The 16,699-nt window shown below is 68.6% G+C and carries 20 protein-coding genes; 13 read left to right on the forward strand and 7 right to left on the reverse strand.

What is annotated here, in order from left to right; translation table 11 throughout:
• The first annotated feature begins 18 nt into the window (after positions 1–18).
• Complete coding sequence (locus AB0M22_RS07240) at positions 19–1,095, forward strand: magnesium and cobalt transport protein CorA (protein WP_364722185.1); 1,077 nt, start codon at positions 19–21, stop codon at positions 1,093–1,095.
• A gap of 7 nt (positions 1,096–1,102) precedes the next feature.
• Here the strand turns inward: AB0M22_RS07240 and AB0M22_RS07245 are convergent, their stop codons facing one another.
• Genes AB0M22_RS07245 through AB0M22_RS07255 form a run of 3 tightly spaced genes read right to left on the reverse strand, consistent with a single transcriptional unit; the run spans position 1,103 to position 3,160 of the window.
• Complete coding sequence (locus AB0M22_RS07245) at positions 1,103–1,684, reverse strand: suppressor of fused domain protein (RefSeq protein WP_364722187.1); 582 nt, start codon at positions 1,682–1,684, stop codon at positions 1,103–1,105.
• Between the two features lie 3 nt (positions 1,685–1,687).
• Entirely contained in the window at positions 1,688–2,179 is a 492-nt protein-coding gene (locus AB0M22_RS07250) for a general stress protein (protein WP_364722189.1), read from the reverse strand.
• 18 nt (positions 2,180–2,197) lie between these two features.
• Positions 2,198–3,160, reverse strand: coding sequence for a CoA ester lyase (locus AB0M22_RS07255; protein ID WP_364722191.1), 963 nt, complete (start codon positions 3,158–3,160; stop codon positions 2,198–2,200).
• A gap of 51 nt (positions 3,161–3,211) precedes the next feature.
• Here AB0M22_RS07255 and AB0M22_RS07260 point away from each other — a divergent pair, with 51 nt between their 5' ends.
• The 9 genes from AB0M22_RS07260 to AB0M22_RS07300 all read left to right on the forward strand — a co-directional run bounded on the left by AB0M22_RS07260 (position 3,212) and on the right by AB0M22_RS07300 (position 10,900).
• Positions 3,212–4,498 (forward strand): CBS domain-containing protein, encoded by a 1,287-nt coding sequence (locus AB0M22_RS07260; RefSeq protein WP_364722193.1) that lies wholly within the window; start codon positions 3,212–3,214, stop codon positions 4,496–4,498.
• A complete protein-coding gene (locus AB0M22_RS07265) occupies positions 4,491–5,054 on the forward strand; it encodes a DUF1003 domain-containing protein (RefSeq protein WP_364722195.1) in 564 nt (187 codons plus the stop codon). The genes AB0M22_RS07260 and AB0M22_RS07265 overlap by 8 nt, the downstream gene beginning before the upstream one ends.
• A 360-nt stretch (positions 5,055–5,414) precedes the next feature.
• Complete coding sequence (locus tag AB0M22_RS07270) at positions 5,415–6,623, forward strand: lytic murein transglycosylase (RefSeq protein WP_364722197.1); 1,209 nt, start codon at positions 5,415–5,417, stop codon at positions 6,621–6,623.
• A gap of 113 nt (positions 6,624–6,736) precedes the next feature.
• The gene (locus tag AB0M22_RS07275) at positions 6,737–7,600 is read left to right on the forward strand and encodes a lytic murein transglycosylase (protein WP_364722199.1); all 864 of its coding nucleotides are present in this window, start codon (positions 6,737–6,739) and stop codon (positions 7,598–7,600) included.
• A gap of 19 nt (positions 7,601–7,619) precedes the next feature.
• Complete coding sequence (locus AB0M22_RS07280) at positions 7,620–8,756, forward strand: Mrp/NBP35 family ATP-binding protein (protein WP_364722201.1); 1,137 nt, start codon at positions 7,620–7,622, stop codon at positions 8,754–8,756.
• 71 nt (positions 8,757–8,827) lie between these two features.
• Positions 8,828–9,148 carry a DivIVA domain-containing protein gene (locus AB0M22_RS07285; RefSeq protein ID WP_364722203.1) on the forward strand — a complete coding sequence of 107 codons (321 nt, stop codon included), beginning with the start codon at positions 8,828–8,830 and terminating at the stop codon, positions 9,146–9,148.
• A complete protein-coding gene (locus tag AB0M22_RS07290) occupies positions 9,145–9,753 on the forward strand; it encodes a DNA-3-methyladenine glycosylase I (RefSeq protein WP_364722205.1) in 609 nt (202 codons plus the stop codon). Before AB0M22_RS07285 ends, AB0M22_RS07290 begins: the two co-directional genes overlap by 4 nt.
• A gap of 141 nt (positions 9,754–9,894) precedes the next feature.
• Positions 9,895–10,062: a DUF3117 domain-containing protein gene (locus AB0M22_RS07295; RefSeq protein ID WP_011211259.1), complete on the forward strand. Its 168-nt coding sequence runs from the start codon at positions 9,895–9,897 to the stop codon at positions 10,060–10,062.
• Positions 10,049–10,900, forward strand: coding sequence for a putative RNA methyltransferase (locus AB0M22_RS07300; protein WP_364722207.1), 852 nt, complete (start codon positions 10,049–10,051; stop codon positions 10,898–10,900). The genes AB0M22_RS07295 and AB0M22_RS07300 overlap by 14 nt, the downstream gene beginning before the upstream one ends.
• 9 nt (positions 10,901–10,909) lie before the next feature.
• Here AB0M22_RS07300 and glgA read toward each other — a convergent pair whose 3' ends face one another.
• Complete coding sequence (gene glgA, locus AB0M22_RS07305) at positions 10,910–12,067, reverse strand: glycogen synthase (protein ID WP_364723992.1); 1,158 nt, start codon at positions 12,065–12,067, stop codon at positions 10,910–10,912.
• Between the two features lie 138 nt (positions 12,068–12,205).
• On the opposite strand from glgA, the gene glgC reads away from it, so the two are divergent.
• From glgC to AB0M22_RS07320, 3 genes are read left to right on the forward strand one after another with little or no spacing between them, the layout of a single operon-like run.
• Positions 12,206–13,420, forward strand: a complete 1,215-nt coding sequence (gene glgC / locus AB0M22_RS07310) for a glucose-1-phosphate adenylyltransferase (RefSeq protein ID WP_364722209.1) — start codon at positions 12,206–12,208, stop codon at positions 13,418–13,420.
• A 45-nt stretch (positions 13,421–13,465) separates the two neighbouring features.
• Complete coding sequence (locus AB0M22_RS07315; RefSeq protein ID WP_364722211.1) at positions 13,466–13,966, forward strand: hypothetical protein; 501 nt, start codon at positions 13,466–13,468, stop codon at positions 13,964–13,966.
• Between the two features lie 22 nt (positions 13,967–13,988).
• The gene (locus AB0M22_RS07320) at positions 13,989–15,152 is read left to right on the forward strand and encodes an MAB_1171c family putative transporter (protein WP_364723995.1); all 1,164 of its coding nucleotides are present in this window, start codon (positions 13,989–13,991) and stop codon (positions 15,150–15,152) included.
• On the opposite strand, the gene AB0M22_RS07325 is transcribed toward AB0M22_RS07320, so the two are convergent.
• The 3 genes from AB0M22_RS07325 to AB0M22_RS07335 form a co-directional block, all read right to left on the reverse strand.
• Positions 15,130–15,354 (reverse strand): hypothetical protein, encoded by a 225-nt coding sequence (locus tag AB0M22_RS07325; protein WP_364722213.1) that lies wholly within the window; start codon positions 15,352–15,354, stop codon positions 15,130–15,132. The genes AB0M22_RS07320 and AB0M22_RS07325 overlap by 23 nt on opposite strands.
• Before the next feature lie 294 nt (positions 15,355–15,648).
• Positions 15,649–15,879 carry a hypothetical protein gene (locus tag AB0M22_RS07330; protein ID WP_364722215.1) on the reverse strand — a complete coding sequence of 77 codons (231 nt, stop codon included), beginning with the start codon at positions 15,877–15,879 and terminating at the stop codon, positions 15,649–15,651.
• A gap of 73 nt (positions 15,880–15,952) precedes the next feature.
• Entirely contained in the window at positions 15,953–16,591 is a 639-nt protein-coding gene (locus tag AB0M22_RS07335) for an O-methyltransferase (RefSeq protein ID WP_364723998.1), read from the reverse strand.
• Positions 16,592–16,699: the final 108 nt, after the last annotated feature.

Below are 16,699 nucleotides of genomic sequence, written 5' to 3' on the forward strand. Positions count from 1 at the left end.
GGGACGTAGCATCGCGGTGTGCCATCCATTCCGCCGCTGCCGTCGTTCCGCGGTTCGAGCCGTTCGGCCCGTGCGCTGCCGCGGATTCCGATCCCGACCGCGCGGGCGATCGTCGACTGCGGCGTGTACGTCGAGGGGCGGCGGCTGCCCGGCAGATTCACCCATCGGGACGCGCTCGCGGAGGTGCGCAATCGGGGTGCGGGTTTCGTCTGGGTGGGCCTGCACGACCCGGACGAGGCGCAGATGGCCGATATCGCCGAGACGTTCGGGCTGCACGCGCTCGCCGCGGAGGACGCGGTCAAAGCGCATCAGCGCCCGAAGCTGGAGCGCTACGACGACACCCTGATCCTGGTGATGCGGACGGTCGCCTATGTCGAGCACGAGATGCACAGCATCAGCGAGATCGTGGAGACCGGCGAGATCATGGTGTTCACCGCGCCGGACTTCGTGGTGTCCGTGCGGCACGGCGAGCATTCCGAATTGGCCTCGCTCCGTAAGGAACTGGAGGCCGACCCGGCGCAGCTGATGCTCGGCACCGGCGCGGTGCTGCACGCGATCGCCGACCACGTGGTGGATTCGTATATCGAGGTGACGCAGTCGATCGAGCTCGACATCGACGCGATGGAGGAAGAGGTCTTCACCCCGCGCAGCCGGGTCACCATCGAGTCGATCTATCAGCTCAAGCGCGAGGTGGTGGAGCTGCGGCGCGCGGTGAACCCGCTCGCGGTGCCGCTACAGGTGCTCGGGCACAAGCCGGATGTCCCGCTGCCCAAGGAGATTCGGCGCTACATGCGCGACGTGGCGGACCATCACGCCGGGGTCGCCGAGCGGATCACCGATTTCGACGAGGCGCTGAGCGCGCTGATCAGCGCCGCGCTGGCCAAGGTCGGCGTGCAGCAGAACACCGACATGCGCAAGATCTCGGCCTGGGTCGCGATCGCCGCGGTGCCGACCATGATCGCGGGCATCTACGGCATGAACTTCACACACATGCCGGGATTGGAAGCGACCTGGGGCTTTTGGCTGGTGATCGTGGTCACCCTGGGTATCTGTTTCGGCTTGTACGCCAACTTCCACCGCAACAACTGGTTGTAGCGCCGAATTACAGGCTGGCCGCGCCGCGTTCGGGGTCGCGCACGTCGATTCCCGCCTCGGCCCAGGCCTCGCGCAACGCCTGCGCCCCGCGCACCCGCACCCACGCCGCCTCGGTCGCGGTCACCGGCGTCACCGCGAAGTAGCGCACCGGATCGGCCGGTGCGGGCAGCACGACCTCGGGAATCCCGCTGTCGCCCAACAACACCGCGGTGAACGGCGCGCCGTGCCACATCTGCTCACCCAGGTCCATCAGCGCATCGGCTTGCAGCACAACGCCTTCCACCGCGGGCGCGGCGGCCAGCACGCCGAGCGTCTTGGCCAGCCCCGAGCTCGCGCCTGCCGAACCGCGCAGCGTGAGCACCAGCTCGGCGCGCGGCCCCTGCACCGGATCGGCAAGCAGCGCAGTGGGATCGCCCATCGGATGCCGGGAACCACCCACCGTCGCGTAGTGCACCAGGTCGCCGTCGACGATCCGCAGGATCTCGATCGGCTCCAACCCGAGGAAGGTCACCGACGCCGAATCGACGCCGGTGGCCGGTACACCGAAATGGTCGAGCACACCGGTGCGGACCGTCGACAACACCTCCATGCGTCAGATGGCCAGCCGGGCGAGCATGTCCCGCGCCTGTTCCGCCGACTTCGGGTCGCACAGCACGTCGTAGCGCCCGGCCACCAACTGCATGGTGGAGGCGAAGTCGCGCTGCCCCTTGGTCGCCGCGTACGGGATCGAGGTGGAGATGACGCCGAAGATGATGCCGCCGACCAGGCCGACCAGCAGCGGGCCGAGCGCGCCGCTGGTGGTGAACAGGCTCAGCAGCAGACCGAGGAACAGGCCCAGCCAGGCTCCGCTCACCACACCGCCGCCGATGACCTTGCCCCAGGTGAGTCGATAGAGGACCCGCTCGACCTGCATGAGGTCGACGCCGACGATGGTCACGTCCTGCACCGGGAACTCCCCGTCGGCCAGGAAGTCGACGGCCTTCTGCGCCTCGGCATAGGTGGGATAGGAGCCGACCGGCCAGCCGGACGGCGGCGTCGGCAGGGCCTGCCGTGCGCGATTCGAGTTCCCTAAGGGATTCGTCATGTCTCTATTCTGCTATTTCTACCGGTTTTCCGGGGGTGTGAAACGCGTGGTGCGCGTCATTGCGGCCGCGCGACCCTTTTCCGCGATCACCTGAGCCATTTTCGCGCTCGCCTCATCGATCATTTCGTCACCCAGCATGACCGCACCGCGGGCGCCGCCCGCGGCCGAGGTGTGGAAGGCGTACGCGTCCAGGATCAGCTCGGCCCGGTCGTAGTCGGACTGACGCGGGCTGAAGATCTCGTTGGCGGCCTCGATCTGGCCGGGGTGCAGCACCCACTTGCCGTCGAAGCCGAGCGCGGCGGTGCGCCCCGCGGCCCGGCGGAAGCCGTCCAGGTCCCGGATCTGTAGGTACGGGCCGTCGATCGCTTGCAGGCCGTGCGCGCGGGCGGTGAGCAGGATGGTCATCAGGATGTGGTGATAGGCGTCGCCGGTGTCGTAGCCCTCCGGCTGTTCGCCGACCACCAGGGTGCGCATGTTGATGCTGGCCATGAAGTCGGCCGGGCCGAACACCAGCGCCTGCACGCGCGGGCTGGCGGTGGCGATCTCGTCGATGTTGCGCAGTCCCAACGCGTTTTCGATCTGCGGCTCGATGCCGATTCGGCCGGCCTCGAGTCCGGTCGCCTTCTCCAACTGGGTGAGCAGCAGATCCAGCGCGCGCACCTGGCCCGCGTCGGTCACCTTCGGCAGCAGGATGGCGTCCAGCGCGGTGCCCGCGCCCTCGACGATGGTGATCACGTCGGTGTAGGTCCACTGGGTGGTCCAGTCGTTCACCCGGACCACTCGTAACTGGGATCCCCAGTCGGAGTCGTTGAGTGCCGCCACGATATTCGCGCGGGCCTCCGCTTTGGCCGGCGGCGCGACCGCGTCCTCCAGATCGAGAAACACCTCGTCGACGGGCAGGCCCTTGGCCTTCTCGATCATCTTTTTGTTGCTGCCCGGACAGGCGAGCACCGAACGACGCGGCTTCAAGATCACTCCCATCGATCGTGGCGTGGTACTTACACCCGGCCGCGAACCTCTAGCCTGGCAAGCATGGCAGCTACCAGGGTGTACGTCGCCAGGCTGGCCGGCCTGGTGGTGCTTGGACCGGACGGCGAGTCTATCGGCCGGGTCCGCGATGTTGTGGTGGCCATCCGGTACGACCGCCAGCAGCCCCGTATCCACGGCCTTGTCGTCGAATTACCCACCAGGCGGCGCATTTTCGTGCCGATCCTGCGGGTCACCGCGATCGAACCCGGCGTTGTGACATTGAACACCGGGACGGTCAGTTTGCGCCGGTTCCACCAGCGGCCCGGCGAGATGCTGGCGCTGGCGCAGATCGTGGATTCCTCGGTGCGCGTGGAGGATCCGGATCTGCCGGACCTGGCCGGCGTGGACGTCGTCGTGGTCGATCTCGGCATGGAACAGGCGCGCACCAGGGATTGGCGGGTGACCAGGGTCGCCGTGCGCGGGCACCGCCGGATCGGGCGCCGCCGCACCGTGCATGTGGTGGATTGGATCCTGGTCTCGGGGCTGACCCCGAAGGACATCGACCGGCCCGGGCAGGAAGTCACCCAGCTGCTCGAGCAATTCGAGGGCTTGCGCGCCGCGGACGTCGCGCACCTGCTGCGCGAGTTGCCGGAGAAGCGCAGGCTCGAGGTGGCGGTCGCGCTCGACGACGAGCGGCTCGCCGATGTGGTGCAGGAGCTGCCCGACGACGAGCAGGTCGACCTGCTCGGCCACCTCGAGGTGCGCCGCGCGGCCGACGTGCTCGAGGCGATGGATCCGGACGACGCCGCCGACCTGCTCGGCGAGCTGCCGGTCAACGAGGCCGAATCGCTGCTCGCGCTGATGGACCCGGAGGAATCCGAACCGGTCCGCAGGCTGCTCGAACATTCGCCGTACAGCGCGGGCGGCCTGATGACGCCGAAGCCGGTGATCCTCACCCCGTCCACCACGGTCGCCGAGGCGCTGGCCCGGGTGCGCAACCCCGATCTGACGCCGGCGCTGGCCTCGATGGTGTTCGTGGTCCGGCCGCCGACCTCGACGCCCACCGGGCGGTATCTCGGGTCGGTGCATATCCAGCGGCTGCTGCGCGAGCCGCCGGCCCACCTGGTCGGCGGCATCCTCGACGCGGGCCTGGCCCCGCTGCGCGCCGACGTCCCGCTGGCCGCGGTGACCCGCTACTTCGCCACCTACAACCTGGTCTGTGGACCGGTGGTCGACGAGGAGAACCACCTGCTCGGCGCGGTCAGCGTCGACGACGTGCTCGACCATTTGCTACCCGATGACTGGCGCGACCAGGAAGAGCTGCACGAAGGGATAGCTGGACATGAGTGACAAGGTCGGCGGCGCGCGACAGCGGCTGGAGACGCCGGTCGAGTCTCGGTTCCGCATCGATTGGGACGCGGACGCCCTCGCGCGCAGCAGCGAACGCGTCGCCCGCTTCCTCGGCACCGGTCGCTACCTGGCCATTCAGACGTTCGTCGTGATCGTTTGGATCGCGTTAAATGTCGGCGTCATCGCGTTGCGCTGGGATCCATATCCGTTCATTCTGTTGAATCTGGCGTTCTCCACCCAGGCCGCCTATGCCGCACCGTTGATCCTGCTCGCGCAGAACCGGCAGGACAACCGCGACCGGGTCTCGCTGGAGGAAGACCGGATGCGGGCCGCCCAGACCAAGGCGGACACCGAATTCCTCGCCCGCGAACTCGCAGCGTTGCGGATCGCGGTCGGCGAAGTCGCGACTCGCGACTATTTGCGCAGGGAATTGGAGGAGATGAAGGAGATACTCGATCGGATCGAGGGTGCCGGCCCAGCCAAGCCGCGACGCAAGAAGAGTTCCGGCCAAAAGCAGGCCCCAGCCCCGGTTTCACCGCCTGTTGCTGACGATTGACCGGAAATACCAAACAACTACCTGACTGGTGGGTAACCTGGACAGCGTTGTCCCGAGCGGCGCCCGGGAGGGGATGTCCCAGATAGCCGCTCACACGACGTAGAGGATTGGTGTGGCTGAATGCGTATATCTGCTCCGATAACCGTCTCGGCCCTGGTCGTAGCCGGTCTGGTCGCCTCAGGCTCAGCTTCCGATCCTTCCTCTCCCGCCGGCGCGCCCACGGCACCTGAGGCTTTGCTGGCCGCATCCACGAATCCCGCCGGATCGGCCGACAGCTCGGCCAAGTCCAGCGAGACCGGACTGTCTAAGACAGTTGGCTTGCTACCGGTGACCCAGGACTCGCCCCGCAAACTTCGGGCAATGACCCCGTCCGACGGCTCGGCGCCGTTTGCCGGCCGAGTGCCGTTGCAGGAGATCTCGCTGCCGCTGATCGGCGGCGCGCTCGGTATCCCGGAGGTCGTGCTCGCCGCGTATCGCAACGCCGAACTCGCGCTGGAGTCGTCGACGCCCGGCTGCGGGTTGTCCTGGAGTCTGCTGGCCGGCATCGGCCGCATCGAGTCCGGGCACGCGGGCGGCGGGCGCACCGACGCCGCGGGCACCACGGTCTCCCCCATCTACGGCCCCGCGCTGGACGGCACGCTGCCCGGCAACGAGGTGATCAAGGCGGCCAGCGGCGGTTACGTGCGCGCGGTCGGGCCGATGCAGTTCCTGCCCAGCACCTGGACCCACTACGCGGCCGACGGTAACGGCGACGGCGTCGCCGATCCGAACAATGTCTTCGACGCCGCGCTCGCCGCGGGCAAGTACCTCTGCTCGGGCGGGCTGAACCTGCGCGATCAGGCGCAGGAACTACAGGCCGTGCTGCGCTACAACAACTCGACGGCCTACGCGGCCAACGTGCTGAGCTGGGCCGCGGCCTACCGCACCGGCGGCGCGCCGACCCAGGTGACCATCTCCCCCGAGCTGATCCCGCCGGGCAGCAACACCGGCGCGCCCGCGCAGATCCCGGACATGACGGCGGTGACCTACACCAACAACACGCCGACCACGACGGCCCCCGCGGCGCCGCAGACCACCACGACGACGCCGACGCCGACCGAGGTGATGATCACCATCCCCGGCCTGCCGCCGATCCCGTGTGGCATCTTCTGCCCGCCGCCGCCGAAGCCGCTCAATCCCTGTGAGCCCGCGGTCATCCCGGCCCCCATGCCGCAGCCCGGCGAGCTCGCGGAGCCCGCCGCGGTGCCCGGCGCGCCCGCCCAGACCTTCGGCGCAGGCATGGCCCCGAAGGATCCCGCGGTGGCCGACGCGAAGGATCCGGCGCACCCGGATCAGCCGACCATCGCACCGGTCTGCACGCCGCCGGACCCCGCCCAGCAGCAGGCGCAGCCGCCGCAACCGCCCGCGCCCGGTCAGCAGGCCGTACAGACCCCGGAAGCGACCCCTGAGGCCCCGCCGACGGTCTCGGTCGAGCCGACCCCGTCCGCCGAGACCGCGCCGACCCAGCAGCCGGGCATCACGTTGCCGTTCGGCATCGTGATTCCGCTGCCGCCCGCCCCCCAGGGCTGACGCCACACTCGAAGTAGGTCACGAAGCAGTAACAAAAAGGTCTCGGGTGCGGTAGTCTCCTCTTCGTCAGATCACGAAGGGCTCACATCGAGCCGTTGGAGGGTCACCGCACAGTGGGGCGTCACCGAAAGCAACCAGCTGTCACCGTTAAACGCAGCTCGGTTATCGCATTGACCGGATTGGTTCCCGCTGGACTGATGGCATGTACTGCCGCGTCCAACGTGGGCCACGGGAACACCGCGAACGCGGTGGAACAGCATCTTCCGGCAGCCGATCAAGGCGAACTGGGCGCCAAGCCCGCAGCCCTGATGACAGATCCGGGCGCGACGACGGAATTCGTCGCCAACAAGATGGCCAAGCCGAGCGGACCGCCGGTGGTGAAAAGCGTTGCGCTGGCCGACAATCGGCAGCTCGCCGCGCTGCCCGCCGGGCCGATGGGCGTGCCCGGCATCGCGGTCGCGGCGTACGAGAACGCCGAGCGCATCCTCGCCGAGGAGAACCCCACCTGCCACATGCCGTGGTCGATGCTCGCCGGAATCGGCCGGGTCGAATCCACCCACGCGTACGGCAAGGCCGACGCCGACGGCAACCCGATCAACGCGGTCTACGGCCCGGTGCTCGACGGAAGCCTCTACGGCAACAACGTCGTTCGCGACACCGACGGCGGCGAGCTGGACGGCCTGGCCGGATACGACCGGGCGATCGGCCCGATGCAGTTCCTGCCGCAGACCTGGAAGCGCTACGCCGCCGACGGCAACGGCGACGGCATCGCCGACCCGCAGAACCTGTACGACGCGGCCCTGACCGCCGGAAAGTACCTGTGCGACGGCGGTTTGAACATGCGCGACCTCGCCCAGCAGTCCAAGGCGATCCTGCGCTACAACAACTCGATGGCCTACGTCGCGAACGTCATGGCCTGGGAAACCTCGTACAGCAGCGGCGTCGCACCACGGGCCGGGGACCTGCCCAGAATTTGACACGCCTAAAATTCCTGCCATGCCAGTAGTTACGGAATCGGATGTGCGGGGCGCGCTCGCGAAGGTCGACGATCCGGAGATCCGCAAGCCGATCACCGAACTGGGCATGGTGAAGAGCATCGCGATCGCCCCGGACAGCAACGTCCACATCGAGATCTACCTGACCACCGCGGGCTGCCCGCTGCGCACCGAGATCATCCAGCGGGTCACCAAGGCGGTCGCGGACGTGTCCGGCGTCGGCGCGGTCACCGTCGACCTCGACGTGATGAACGACGAGCAGCGCACCAACCTGCGCAAGCAGCTGCGCGGCGACTCGGCCGACCCGGTCATCCCGTTCGCCCAGCCCGGCTCGCTGACCCGGGTGTACGCGGTCGCGTCCGGCAAGGGCGGCGTCGGGAAGTCCAGCGTCACCGTCAATCTCGCCGCCGCCATGGCCGCGCGCGGGCTCTCGGTCGGCATCCTGGACGCCGACATCTACGGCCACTCGATCCCGCGCATGCTCGGCACCGACGCCCGGCCGACCCAGGTCGAGAAGATGATCATGCCGCCGCAGGCGCACGGCGTGAAGATGATCTCCATCGCGCAGTTCACCCAGGGCAATACGCCGGTGGTGTGGCGCGGCCCGATGCTGCACCGGGCGCTGCAACAGTTCCTCGCCGACGTGTTCTGGGGCGATCTGGACGTGCTGCTGCTCGACCTGCCGCCCGGCACCGGCGACATCGCCATCTCGATCGCCCAGCTGATCCCCGGCGCGGAGATCCTGGTCGTCACCACCCCGCAGATCGCCGCCGCCGAGGTGGCCGAGCGCGCGGGCGCCATCGCGTTGCAGACCCGGCAGCGGATCGCCGGCGTGGTGGAGAACATGTCCTGGCTCGACCTGCCCGACGGCAGCCGGATGGAGCTCTACGGCGCCGGCGGCGGACAGGTGGTCGCCGATCGCCTCACCCGCGCCGTCGGCGCCGACGTGCCGCTGCTCGGCCAGGTGCCGATCGAACAGGCCGTGCGCGAGGCGGGCGACGACGGCCTGCCGATCGTCCTGAGCGCACCCGAGTCCCCCGCGGGCAAGGCGTTGCTCGAGATCGCCGACAAGCTGGCCGTGCGTCGCCGCGGGCTGGCGGGCATGTCGTTGAACATCGACACGACGCGCCACGGGTAGCGAACTCGACGACCGATTTCCGCGCGGACGTTGTTCGCCCGGTGTCGGTGGGTGGCAATAAGCTCGGGGGCATGCTCACGTTGCTGCTGTACGTGCTGATCGTCGGTCTGGTCGCCGCGGTGCTGTTCCTGCTCGCCAGTGCGGTATTCGGCCGGGCCGAGGAGCTCGGGCCGCTGCCGGAGGGGACCACGGCGACCGTGCTGCCCGCCGAGGGGATCGCCGGCGCCGATGTCCGGGCGCTGCGGTTCCAGCAGGTGGTGCGCGGTTACAAGGCGTCCGAGGTGGACTGGACGTTGGCCCGGCTGGCCGCCAGGATCGACGAACTACAGCATCAGCTGGCCGAGGCGCAGGCCGCGCGCTGGCAGACCCCCGTCGCGCCGGACTCGAAATGAGCCCGGCCGCGCTGACCGTCGCCGAGGACGACGGCCGGATCCGCTGCGCCTGGCCGCTGGAGACCCAGTTGTACCGGGACTACCACGACTTCGAGTGGGGAAAGCCGGTGCACGGCGACGACGCGCTCTTCGAACGGCTCTGCCTCGAGGCCTTCCAGTCGGGCCTGTCCTGGATCACCATCCTGCGCAAGCGGCCCGCGTTCCGGAAGGCGTTTGCCGGGTTCTCGATCGACCGCGTCGCCGAGTTCGGCGACGCCGATCGGGCGCGCTTGCTCGCCGACCAGGGCATCGTGCGGAACCGGCTGAAAATCGACGCGGCGATCGGCAACGCCCGAGTTGCTCGCGAACTCGATATCGGACTGGACACGCTGCTCTGGTCGTTCGCGCCGGACCCGCGCCCGCGCCCGGAAACCGGTGCCGACGTACCCGCCAGCACACCCGAATCCGTAGCTCTGGCAAAAGAATTGAAGCGGCGCGGGTTCCGTTTCGTGGGGCCGACCACGGCCTACGCCATGATGCAGGCGACCGGGATGGTAGACGATCACCTGGCCGATTGCTGGGTCGGTAGTGACGTGTCCGACACAGTCCGACCGGTCACTTTTTGAACTCAGGTATCCGTCCACATCCGCGATAGGGAAGAATGGGACAGGTGTAGCTCGCCAAATGCCGGCGAGCTCGCTGGTTGGTGACAACTGGAGTTCCAAGAAAGTGCGCAGCATATCGCGCAGATCTGGAGGGAGCAGAGGATGGCGGCCATGAAGCCCCGTACCGGGGACGGTCCCCTCGAGGCAACCAAGGAAGGGCGTGGAATCGTCATGCGGGTTCCACTCGAGGGTGGCGGGCGTTTGGTCGTCGAACTCACGCCGGACGAGGCCGCGGCGCTCGGCGACGAACTGAAGAGTGTCACCAGCTGATACCTCGGCGCTGGCCGCTGTGGCCGGTCTGCTGGCTTGCCCGGAATGCGCGCTCGGACTCGAGCCGCATGATCGGGTACTGCGCTGTGGACACGGGCACAGTTTCGACATCGCCAAGCAGGGCTATGTCAGCCTGCTGACCGGCGCGTCGACCAAAATGACCGGTGACACCGCGGCCATGCTGGACGCGCGGGCCACCTTTCAAGGTGGGGGACATTTCGCACCGATCGCCACCGCGGTGGCAGCGGCGGTCGGGCCGGACGAGCATGCGTCCGGCACCGTACTGGAGGTGGGCGCGGGCACCGGCTATTACCTGGCCGGTGCGCTCGACGCCGCACCTTCGACTTCGGGCATCGCGCTGGACGTGGCCAAACCGGCCGCCAAGCGCTGTGCCCGCGCTCATCCACGGGCGGCCTCGGTCCTGGCCGACGCCTGGCGTGGGCTGCCCGTTCGCGACGGCACTCTGCGCGCCGTGCTCTCGGTGTTCGCGCCGCGCAATCCGGGCGAGGTCGCGCGCGTGCTCGCCGCCGACGGCCGATTCGTCGTCGCCACCCCCACCGAACGTCACCTGCGCGAATTGATCGGCCCGCTCGGCATGGTAACCGTCGACCCGGACAAGGATCGCCGGCTCGACGCGGCCATGTCCGGCCACTTCACCGCGGTCGATCGGGTGCTGGTCGAGTATCCGATGAAGCTCAGCCGGGCCGACGTGGCCAACGTCGTCGGCATGGGCCCCTCCGCCCACCACGCGACCACCGAGGACGCCCGCGTCGCGGCGCTCCCCGACATCAGCGAGGTCACCGCGTCGGTCTTGGTCTCCACCTACCGCCCGGCCTGACGCCGGATCTCAGGCTTTGCGAACCTGCTCGTAGACCCCGACGGTCTGCTCCGCGATCTTCGACCAATCGAATTCCGCGATCGCCCGCGCCCGCCCGGCCGCGCCGAACTCGGCGGCCAGCACCGGATCGCCGGCGACCTCGTTGATCGCCACGGCCAGCGCCCGCTCGTACTCCTCGGGCGCGGCCGGGTCGTAATGCACCAGACGGCCGGTCCCACCGTCGACGACCACCTCGGGGATGCCGCCGACATCCGAGGCGACCACCGCGGTCGAACACGCCATCGCCTCGAGATTCACGATCCCCAGCGGCTCGTACACCGACGGGCAGACGAACACCGTCGCCGCGGCCAGGATCTGCCGGATCTGCTCGGTCGGCAGCATCTCCCGCACCCAGAACACGTTGCCCCGGCTGCGCTGCAACTCCTCGACCGCGGCGGCCGTCTCGGCTTCCAGCTCCTTGGTGTCCGGCGCGCCCGCGCACAGCACCAGCTGGATGTCCGGATCGAACTCGCGGGCCGCGGCGAGCAGATGCCCGACGCCCTTCTGCCGGGTGATCCGCCCGACGAACGCCACCATCGGCCGGTCCGTACGCACCCCGAGCACGGCCAGCACCGGCCGCGCGCCCGCCGCCACCGGTCCCGGGTACCAGACGCCCGCGTCGATGCCGTTGTGCACCACGTGCACCCGGTCCGGGTCGACCGCGGGATAGGCGTCGAGCACGTCGTGGCGCATGCCCTCGCTCACCGCGATGATCGCGTCCGCGTGCTCGACCGCGTTGCGTTCCGACCACGAGGAGAGCCGATACCCGCCGCCGAGCTGTTCGGCCTTCCACGGCCGGCGTGGCTCCAGCGAATGCGCGGTGAGTACGTGCGGGATGCCGTAGAGCGTGGCGGCGAGGTGCCCGGCCAGGCCGGTGTACCAGGTATGGGAGTGCACCACGTCGACCTGTCCGGCGGCGTCGGCCATGCGCAGCTGCGCGGACATCATCTGCAACGCGGCATTGGCGGCGTAGAGCTGCGGATCGGGTTGGTGCACTACGGCATCGGAACGCGCGACCCCCATGCAATGCACGGTGACCTCGCACAGTCGCCGCAGCTGCGCGGTCAATTGCGTCACATGTACCCCGGCCCCGCCGTATACCTCGGGTGGGTACTCACGGGTCAGCATTGCGACCCGAAGCCGGTCGTGCGCGCCGGAATCCGCCGTCGCGCGGCCGGTGTCCGTGCCGAAACTCACCAGGTTCAAAGTAGACGTTCACCTCCGCTGGGGCCACTCGCGCGCCGGTTACCCGGTAGTTTGACAGGTGTGAGGAGCCAGCCGCACGTACTCGGGATCGTGCTCGCCGGTGGCGAGGGCAAGCGACTCTTTCCACTCACGGCGGATCGTGCCAAACCAGCGGTGCCTTTCGGCGGCGCGTATCGACTGATCGATTTCGTACTCAGCAACCTGGTCAACGCGGGTTTCCTGCGCTTGTGCGTGCTCACGCAGTACAAGTCGCACTCGCTGGACCGGCATATCTCGCAGACCTGGCGGCTGTCCGGTTTCGGGGGCGAATACATCACCCCGGTGCCCGCGCAGCAACGCCTCGGGCCGCGCTGGTACACCGGCAGCGCCGACGCGATCATGCAGTCGCTGAACCTGATCTACGACGAAGACCCCGACTACATCGTGGTTTTCGGCGCCGATCACGTGTACCGGATGGATCCGGAACAGATGGTCAACCACCACATCGAATCCGGCGCGGGCGTCACCGTCGCCGGGATCCGGGTGCCGCGCAGCGAGGCCAGCGCGTTCGGTTGCATCGACTCCGACGAGTCCGGCCTGATCACCCAGTTCCTGGAGAAGCCCGCGCACCCGCCCGGCACGCCCGATGATCCCAATGTCACTTTTGCGTCAATGGGCAACTACGTCTTCACCACCAAGGTGCTGGTGGATTCGATCAAGGCGGACGCGGACAACTCCGACTCCGATCACGACATGGGCGGCGACATCATCCCGTCGCTGGTGGCCGCGGGGCAGGCCGGCGTCTACGACTTCGCCGACAACGAGGTGCCCGGCGCGACCGAACGCGACCGCGGCTACTGGCGTGACGTCGGCACCATCGACGCCTTCTACGACGCGCACATGGACCTGGTCTCGGTGCACCCGGTGTTCAACCTCTACAACCGGCACTGGCCGATTCGCGGGGCCGCGGAGAACCTGCCGCCGGCCAAGTTCGCCCAGGGCGGGCTGGCGCAGGAGTCCATCGTCGGCGCGGGCAGCATCCTGTCGGCGGCCACGGTCCGCAATTCGGTGCTCAGCTCGAATGTGGTGATCGACGACGGCGCGACCGTCGAGGGCAGCGTGCTGATGCCGGGCGTGCGGATCGGCCGGGGCGCGGTGGTGCGCCGGGCCATTCTGGACAAGAACGTGGTGGTCGGCGAGGGCGAGATCATCGGCGTCGACCTGGAGCGCGATCGCGAGCGATTCGCCATCAGCAATGGCGGTGTGGTCACCGTGGGCAAGGGTGTCTGGGTGTAGCGAAACATTGGACAGCAAGGGCATTCGGGCCTCAAGATTGGTCCTATGATCAGGCGCGCGCAGTCCGATCCCGCGCTGGAACAGGTCCGCGCACTGGCCGCGTCGCTCGAGATTCCGCGGCCGTGGCAGCTGGAGACGTTCGTCGATCATGTCGCGACGCGGCTCGGCAAGCCGATCCTGCTGCTGCCCCAGCCCGAGCTGACCGCGAAGGGATTTCCCTGCGGGGTGGTCATCGAACGCCCGGACAGCTTCGCCGTCGCCTATGACGCGGCGAGCTCCGGCTATCACACCGACCACATCGTGCTGCACGAGCTCGCGCACCTGCTGCTCGATCACGCGGGCTATGTCTCCCCGTCCGCGCACCTGCGCACGCTGCGCCAGCTGTTCACCGAGATCGACACCGAGATCGTGCTGCGCGTGCTGGCCCGCACCGACTACGACGACGTCCTGGAAAGCCAGGCGGAGCTGTTCGCCTCGCTGGTGATGTCCGAAACCGACGCGCCCCGTTCGGGTTCCGTGCTCGGCCGCGCGATCTTCCACCACTAGTGACCCGGGGGGATCCGCAGTGATGCTGCCGACCGCCGTGACCTTGCCGATCACGGTGGCCGCCTGGCTGCTGCTGATCGTCCGGCTGCTCTGGTTCCGCACCACGCTCATCGAGCGGCGGTTGAACATGCTGATCGCGCTGGTGACCGAGATTCTCACCACGCACGAGCCGACGCTGCGCGATCAGCTCAGCGCGCTCACCGGCGGACGACTGAGCCCGGGATTGATCTATCAGCTCGGGGCCATCGGATTCGTGTTCACCACCGCGACCAGCCTGCTGCTCGCGGGCGTGATGCTCGGCCGTTCGCCGTCGGCGGTCGCCGTCTACGGCCTGGCCGGCGTGTCCTGCGCGGTGGCGCTGCTCTGTAGCGGTCCGGCGCAGGGGCCGAGCCCGGAAACCATGTACACGCAACCGGGCTGGGGACAGTTCGGCTTCTGGCTGGCGCTGGCGCCGATGTCCTACTGGATGGTCTTCTACTTCGGCCGGGTGTGCCTGGCCGAGATGCGCGAGCAGAACGATCGCCGCGAGCGGACCCTGCACGCCATGGTGCTGGCGACCGGCGGCACCGTCTTCATGATGTTCAGCCTGACCCTGATCAGCACGGGGCTGCGGTCGTTCGGGCACGAAAGTTGGCTGACCCGAGCGCAAGTCGTCATCGACAACAACGCCATCTTCGTCCAGGGGCTGCCGTTCCTCGGCATCGGCGCGGTGCCCGTGCTCGCCCGGCTGATCAACGCGACCGAACTCGATGCCTGGTCGCGGCGCCGGAAGCGGTTGCTGCCGTTGTGGTTCGACCTCACTGCGGCCTGTCCGGAGATCGTCCATCGCACCTCGAACCCGGACGCCGCGCACCGTAACCGATATGCCCTGCACCGCACCGTCATCGAGATCCGGGACAGCGTGCTCATCCTGGCCCGGCACGCCACGCCCACCCCGGCGGACCTGCACGCGGAGATCGCCGCGGCCGGCTCGGACCGCGAAGCGCTGGACCTCGCGGTGCGCCTGGTGCGCGCCTGCGCCGCCAAGACCCGCGGCGATTCGCCGGCCGGCACCGGTTCGTTGCGGCACTGTGCCGGGGACAATCTGGCGGAGGAGGCCGCGGAGCTGGCCGCCATCGCCGCGCAGTGGTCGCGGGCGCGCGCCCTGGTGGACGCCGCGGCGATCAGAGCTGCGGCGCGGGCGTAGCGGGGCAGAACGGCGCGCAGGGGCCGGGCGTGCGCGGCACCGTGGATTTCGACGGTTGACCGAAGTCGGCCGTGCTGACCAGGTAGACCACCAGGACGGCGGCGACCAGGACCAGGGCAAACGCGACCATCGCCCCACCCCAGTGAATCTGCGGGCGGCCGTTCTCGTCGTTGTTGCTGTTGTTCAGGATGTAGTAGAGCACTCAGCTCGCACCTCTTCCGCATGCCCCACCGCGAGGCATCACCGCTCTGGTATCGGATGTGCTCTGAGCAGCATGCGCCTCGAATCGCCGCGATGTTGCTGTTTGGTCCACCCGGCGGAACAGCGCTGGCGACCGGCCCACCCCTCCCGGGTCGGTCACCAGCGATCCGGCCGGCCTTCGTGCGCGTCCGTCATCGGCCTCCCCGCCGCGGACGCGACCTGTCGAAGGCGAACCGGTCATCGTACATCCGTTGCGGGACTTCGTATTCCGTGACCTGTCCCTCACCGGGGCGAGCTACTGACCAGGTACCGGCGGGGCGGTGCAGAACGGTTCGCACGATCCGTGCGTCGGCGTGACTTTCGCTGGGCCGGTATCGAAATCGGCGTTACTCACCGCCACCATCGCGATCACCGCGGCGAGAATGATCACCGCGAAGCAGATCAGCGCGGGCCGCAGCCAACTCGATCGAGTTTCGAAGATGGTGTGGCCGATGTGGCCGATTTCGAACAGTTCGTGCCCACGCATTGCGGTACCTCCGCCAGCGGAATACCCGGCGCGAGCACAAGAAACCGCGATGTCGGTACGGATTCGGCGCGGGCTATCCGCGCGAGGCGCAGAGCAATCCGTCGCCGACCGGAATCAGCACGCTGGTGAGTTCCGGGTCCTCGGCGATCGCGCGAGTGGCCGCCCGCACCGCCTGGGTGGCCGGATCCCGTTGTGCCGCATCGGGTACCCGCCCGCCGAGCAGCGCGTTGTGCAGCAGGATCGCGCCACCGGCGCGCAGCAGCCGCACCGCCTGGGTGACGTACTGCGGGTGCTCGAGCGGCGCGGCATCGATGAACACCAGGTCGTAGGCGCCGTCCGCGAGCCGGGGTAAGACGTCGAGCGCGCGGCCGTTGATCAGCCGGGTGCGCGCGGGCGGAATCTCGGCGGCGCGGAACGCCTCCTTGGCCGCGCGCTGATGCTCCGGCTCGGAGTCGATGGTGGTCAGCGTGCCGTCCTCGCGCATGCCGTCGAGCAGCCACAATCCGCTGATCCCCGCGCCGGTCCCCACCTCGACCACGGCCTTGGCGTCCAGCAATTGCGCGTACATGCTCAGCAGCGCCCCCACCGAGGGTGGCACCGGCACCGCACCGAGTTCGGTGGACCGTTCACGCGCGCTGATGAGGATCTCGTCTTCCACGACGGATTCCTCCACGTAGGCGAGATTTCGCTCCAAATTCGATGCCACGCCTATGAGGTTAATGCTGGGCGCCTGGTATGGGCGTTCCGAACTACTCGCGCCGCCGAGCAATCTCCGCGCAGATTTTCTCAGGTGTCCCTCAGCATCTCCATATCCAGGCCA

This window comes from Nocardia sp. NPDC051756, from assembly GCF_040681495.1.
Lineage (GTDB): Bacteria > Actinomycetota > Actinomycetes > Mycobacteriales > Mycobacteriaceae > Nocardia.

Excerpts from the sequence above, each read along its gene's own strand:
- AB0M22_RS07255 (WP_364722191.1), bottom strand. The coding sequence starts at position 3,160 with ATGGGAGTGATCTTGAAGCCGCGTCGTTCGGTGCTCGCCTGTCCGGGC.
- AB0M22_RS07290 (WP_364722205.1), top strand. The coding sequence starts at position 9,145 with ATGAGCCCGGCCGCGCTGACCGTCGCCGAGGACGACGGCCGGATCCGC.
- AB0M22_RS07320 (WP_364723995.1), top strand. The coding sequence starts at position 13,989 with ATGCTGCCGACCGCCGTGACCTTGCCGATCACGGTGGCCGCCTGGCTG.
- AB0M22_RS07260 (WP_364722193.1), top strand. The coding sequence starts at position 3,212 with ATGGCAGCTACCAGGGTGTACGTCGCCAGGCTGGCCGGCCTGGTGGTG.
- AB0M22_RS07315 (WP_364722211.1), top strand. The coding sequence starts at position 13,466 with ATGATCAGGCGCGCGCAGTCCGATCCCGCGCTGGAACAGGTCCGCGCA.
- AB0M22_RS07330 (WP_364722215.1), bottom strand. The coding sequence starts at position 15,879 with ATGCGTGGGCACGAACTGTTCGAAATCGGCCACATCGGCCACACCATC.
- AB0M22_RS07250 (WP_364722189.1), bottom strand. The coding sequence starts at position 2,179 with ATGACGAATCCCTTAGGGAACTCGAATCGCGCACGGCAGGCCCTGCCG.
- glgA (WP_364723992.1), bottom strand. The coding sequence starts at position 12,067 with ATGCTGACCCGTGAGTACCCACCCGAGGTATACGGCGGGGCCGGGGTA.
- AB0M22_RS07285 (WP_364722203.1), top strand. The coding sequence starts at position 8,828 with ATGCTCACGTTGCTGCTGTACGTGCTGATCGTCGGTCTGGTCGCCGCG.
- AB0M22_RS07280 (WP_364722201.1), top strand. The coding sequence starts at position 7,620 with ATGCCAGTAGTTACGGAATCGGATGTGCGGGGCGCGCTCGCGAAGGTC.
- AB0M22_RS07270 (WP_364722197.1), top strand. The coding sequence starts at position 5,415 with ATGACCCCGTCCGACGGCTCGGCGCCGTTTGCCGGCCGAGTGCCGTTG.
- AB0M22_RS07265 (WP_364722195.1), top strand. The coding sequence starts at position 4,491 with ATGAGTGACAAGGTCGGCGGCGCGCGACAGCGGCTGGAGACGCCGGTC.
- AB0M22_RS07295 (WP_011211259.1), top strand. The coding sequence starts at position 9,895 with ATGGCGGCCATGAAGCCCCGTACCGGGGACGGTCCCCTCGAGGCAACC.
- AB0M22_RS07245 (WP_364722187.1), bottom strand. The coding sequence starts at position 1,684 with ATGGAGGTGTTGTCGACGGTCCGCACCGGTGTGCTCGACCATTTCGGT.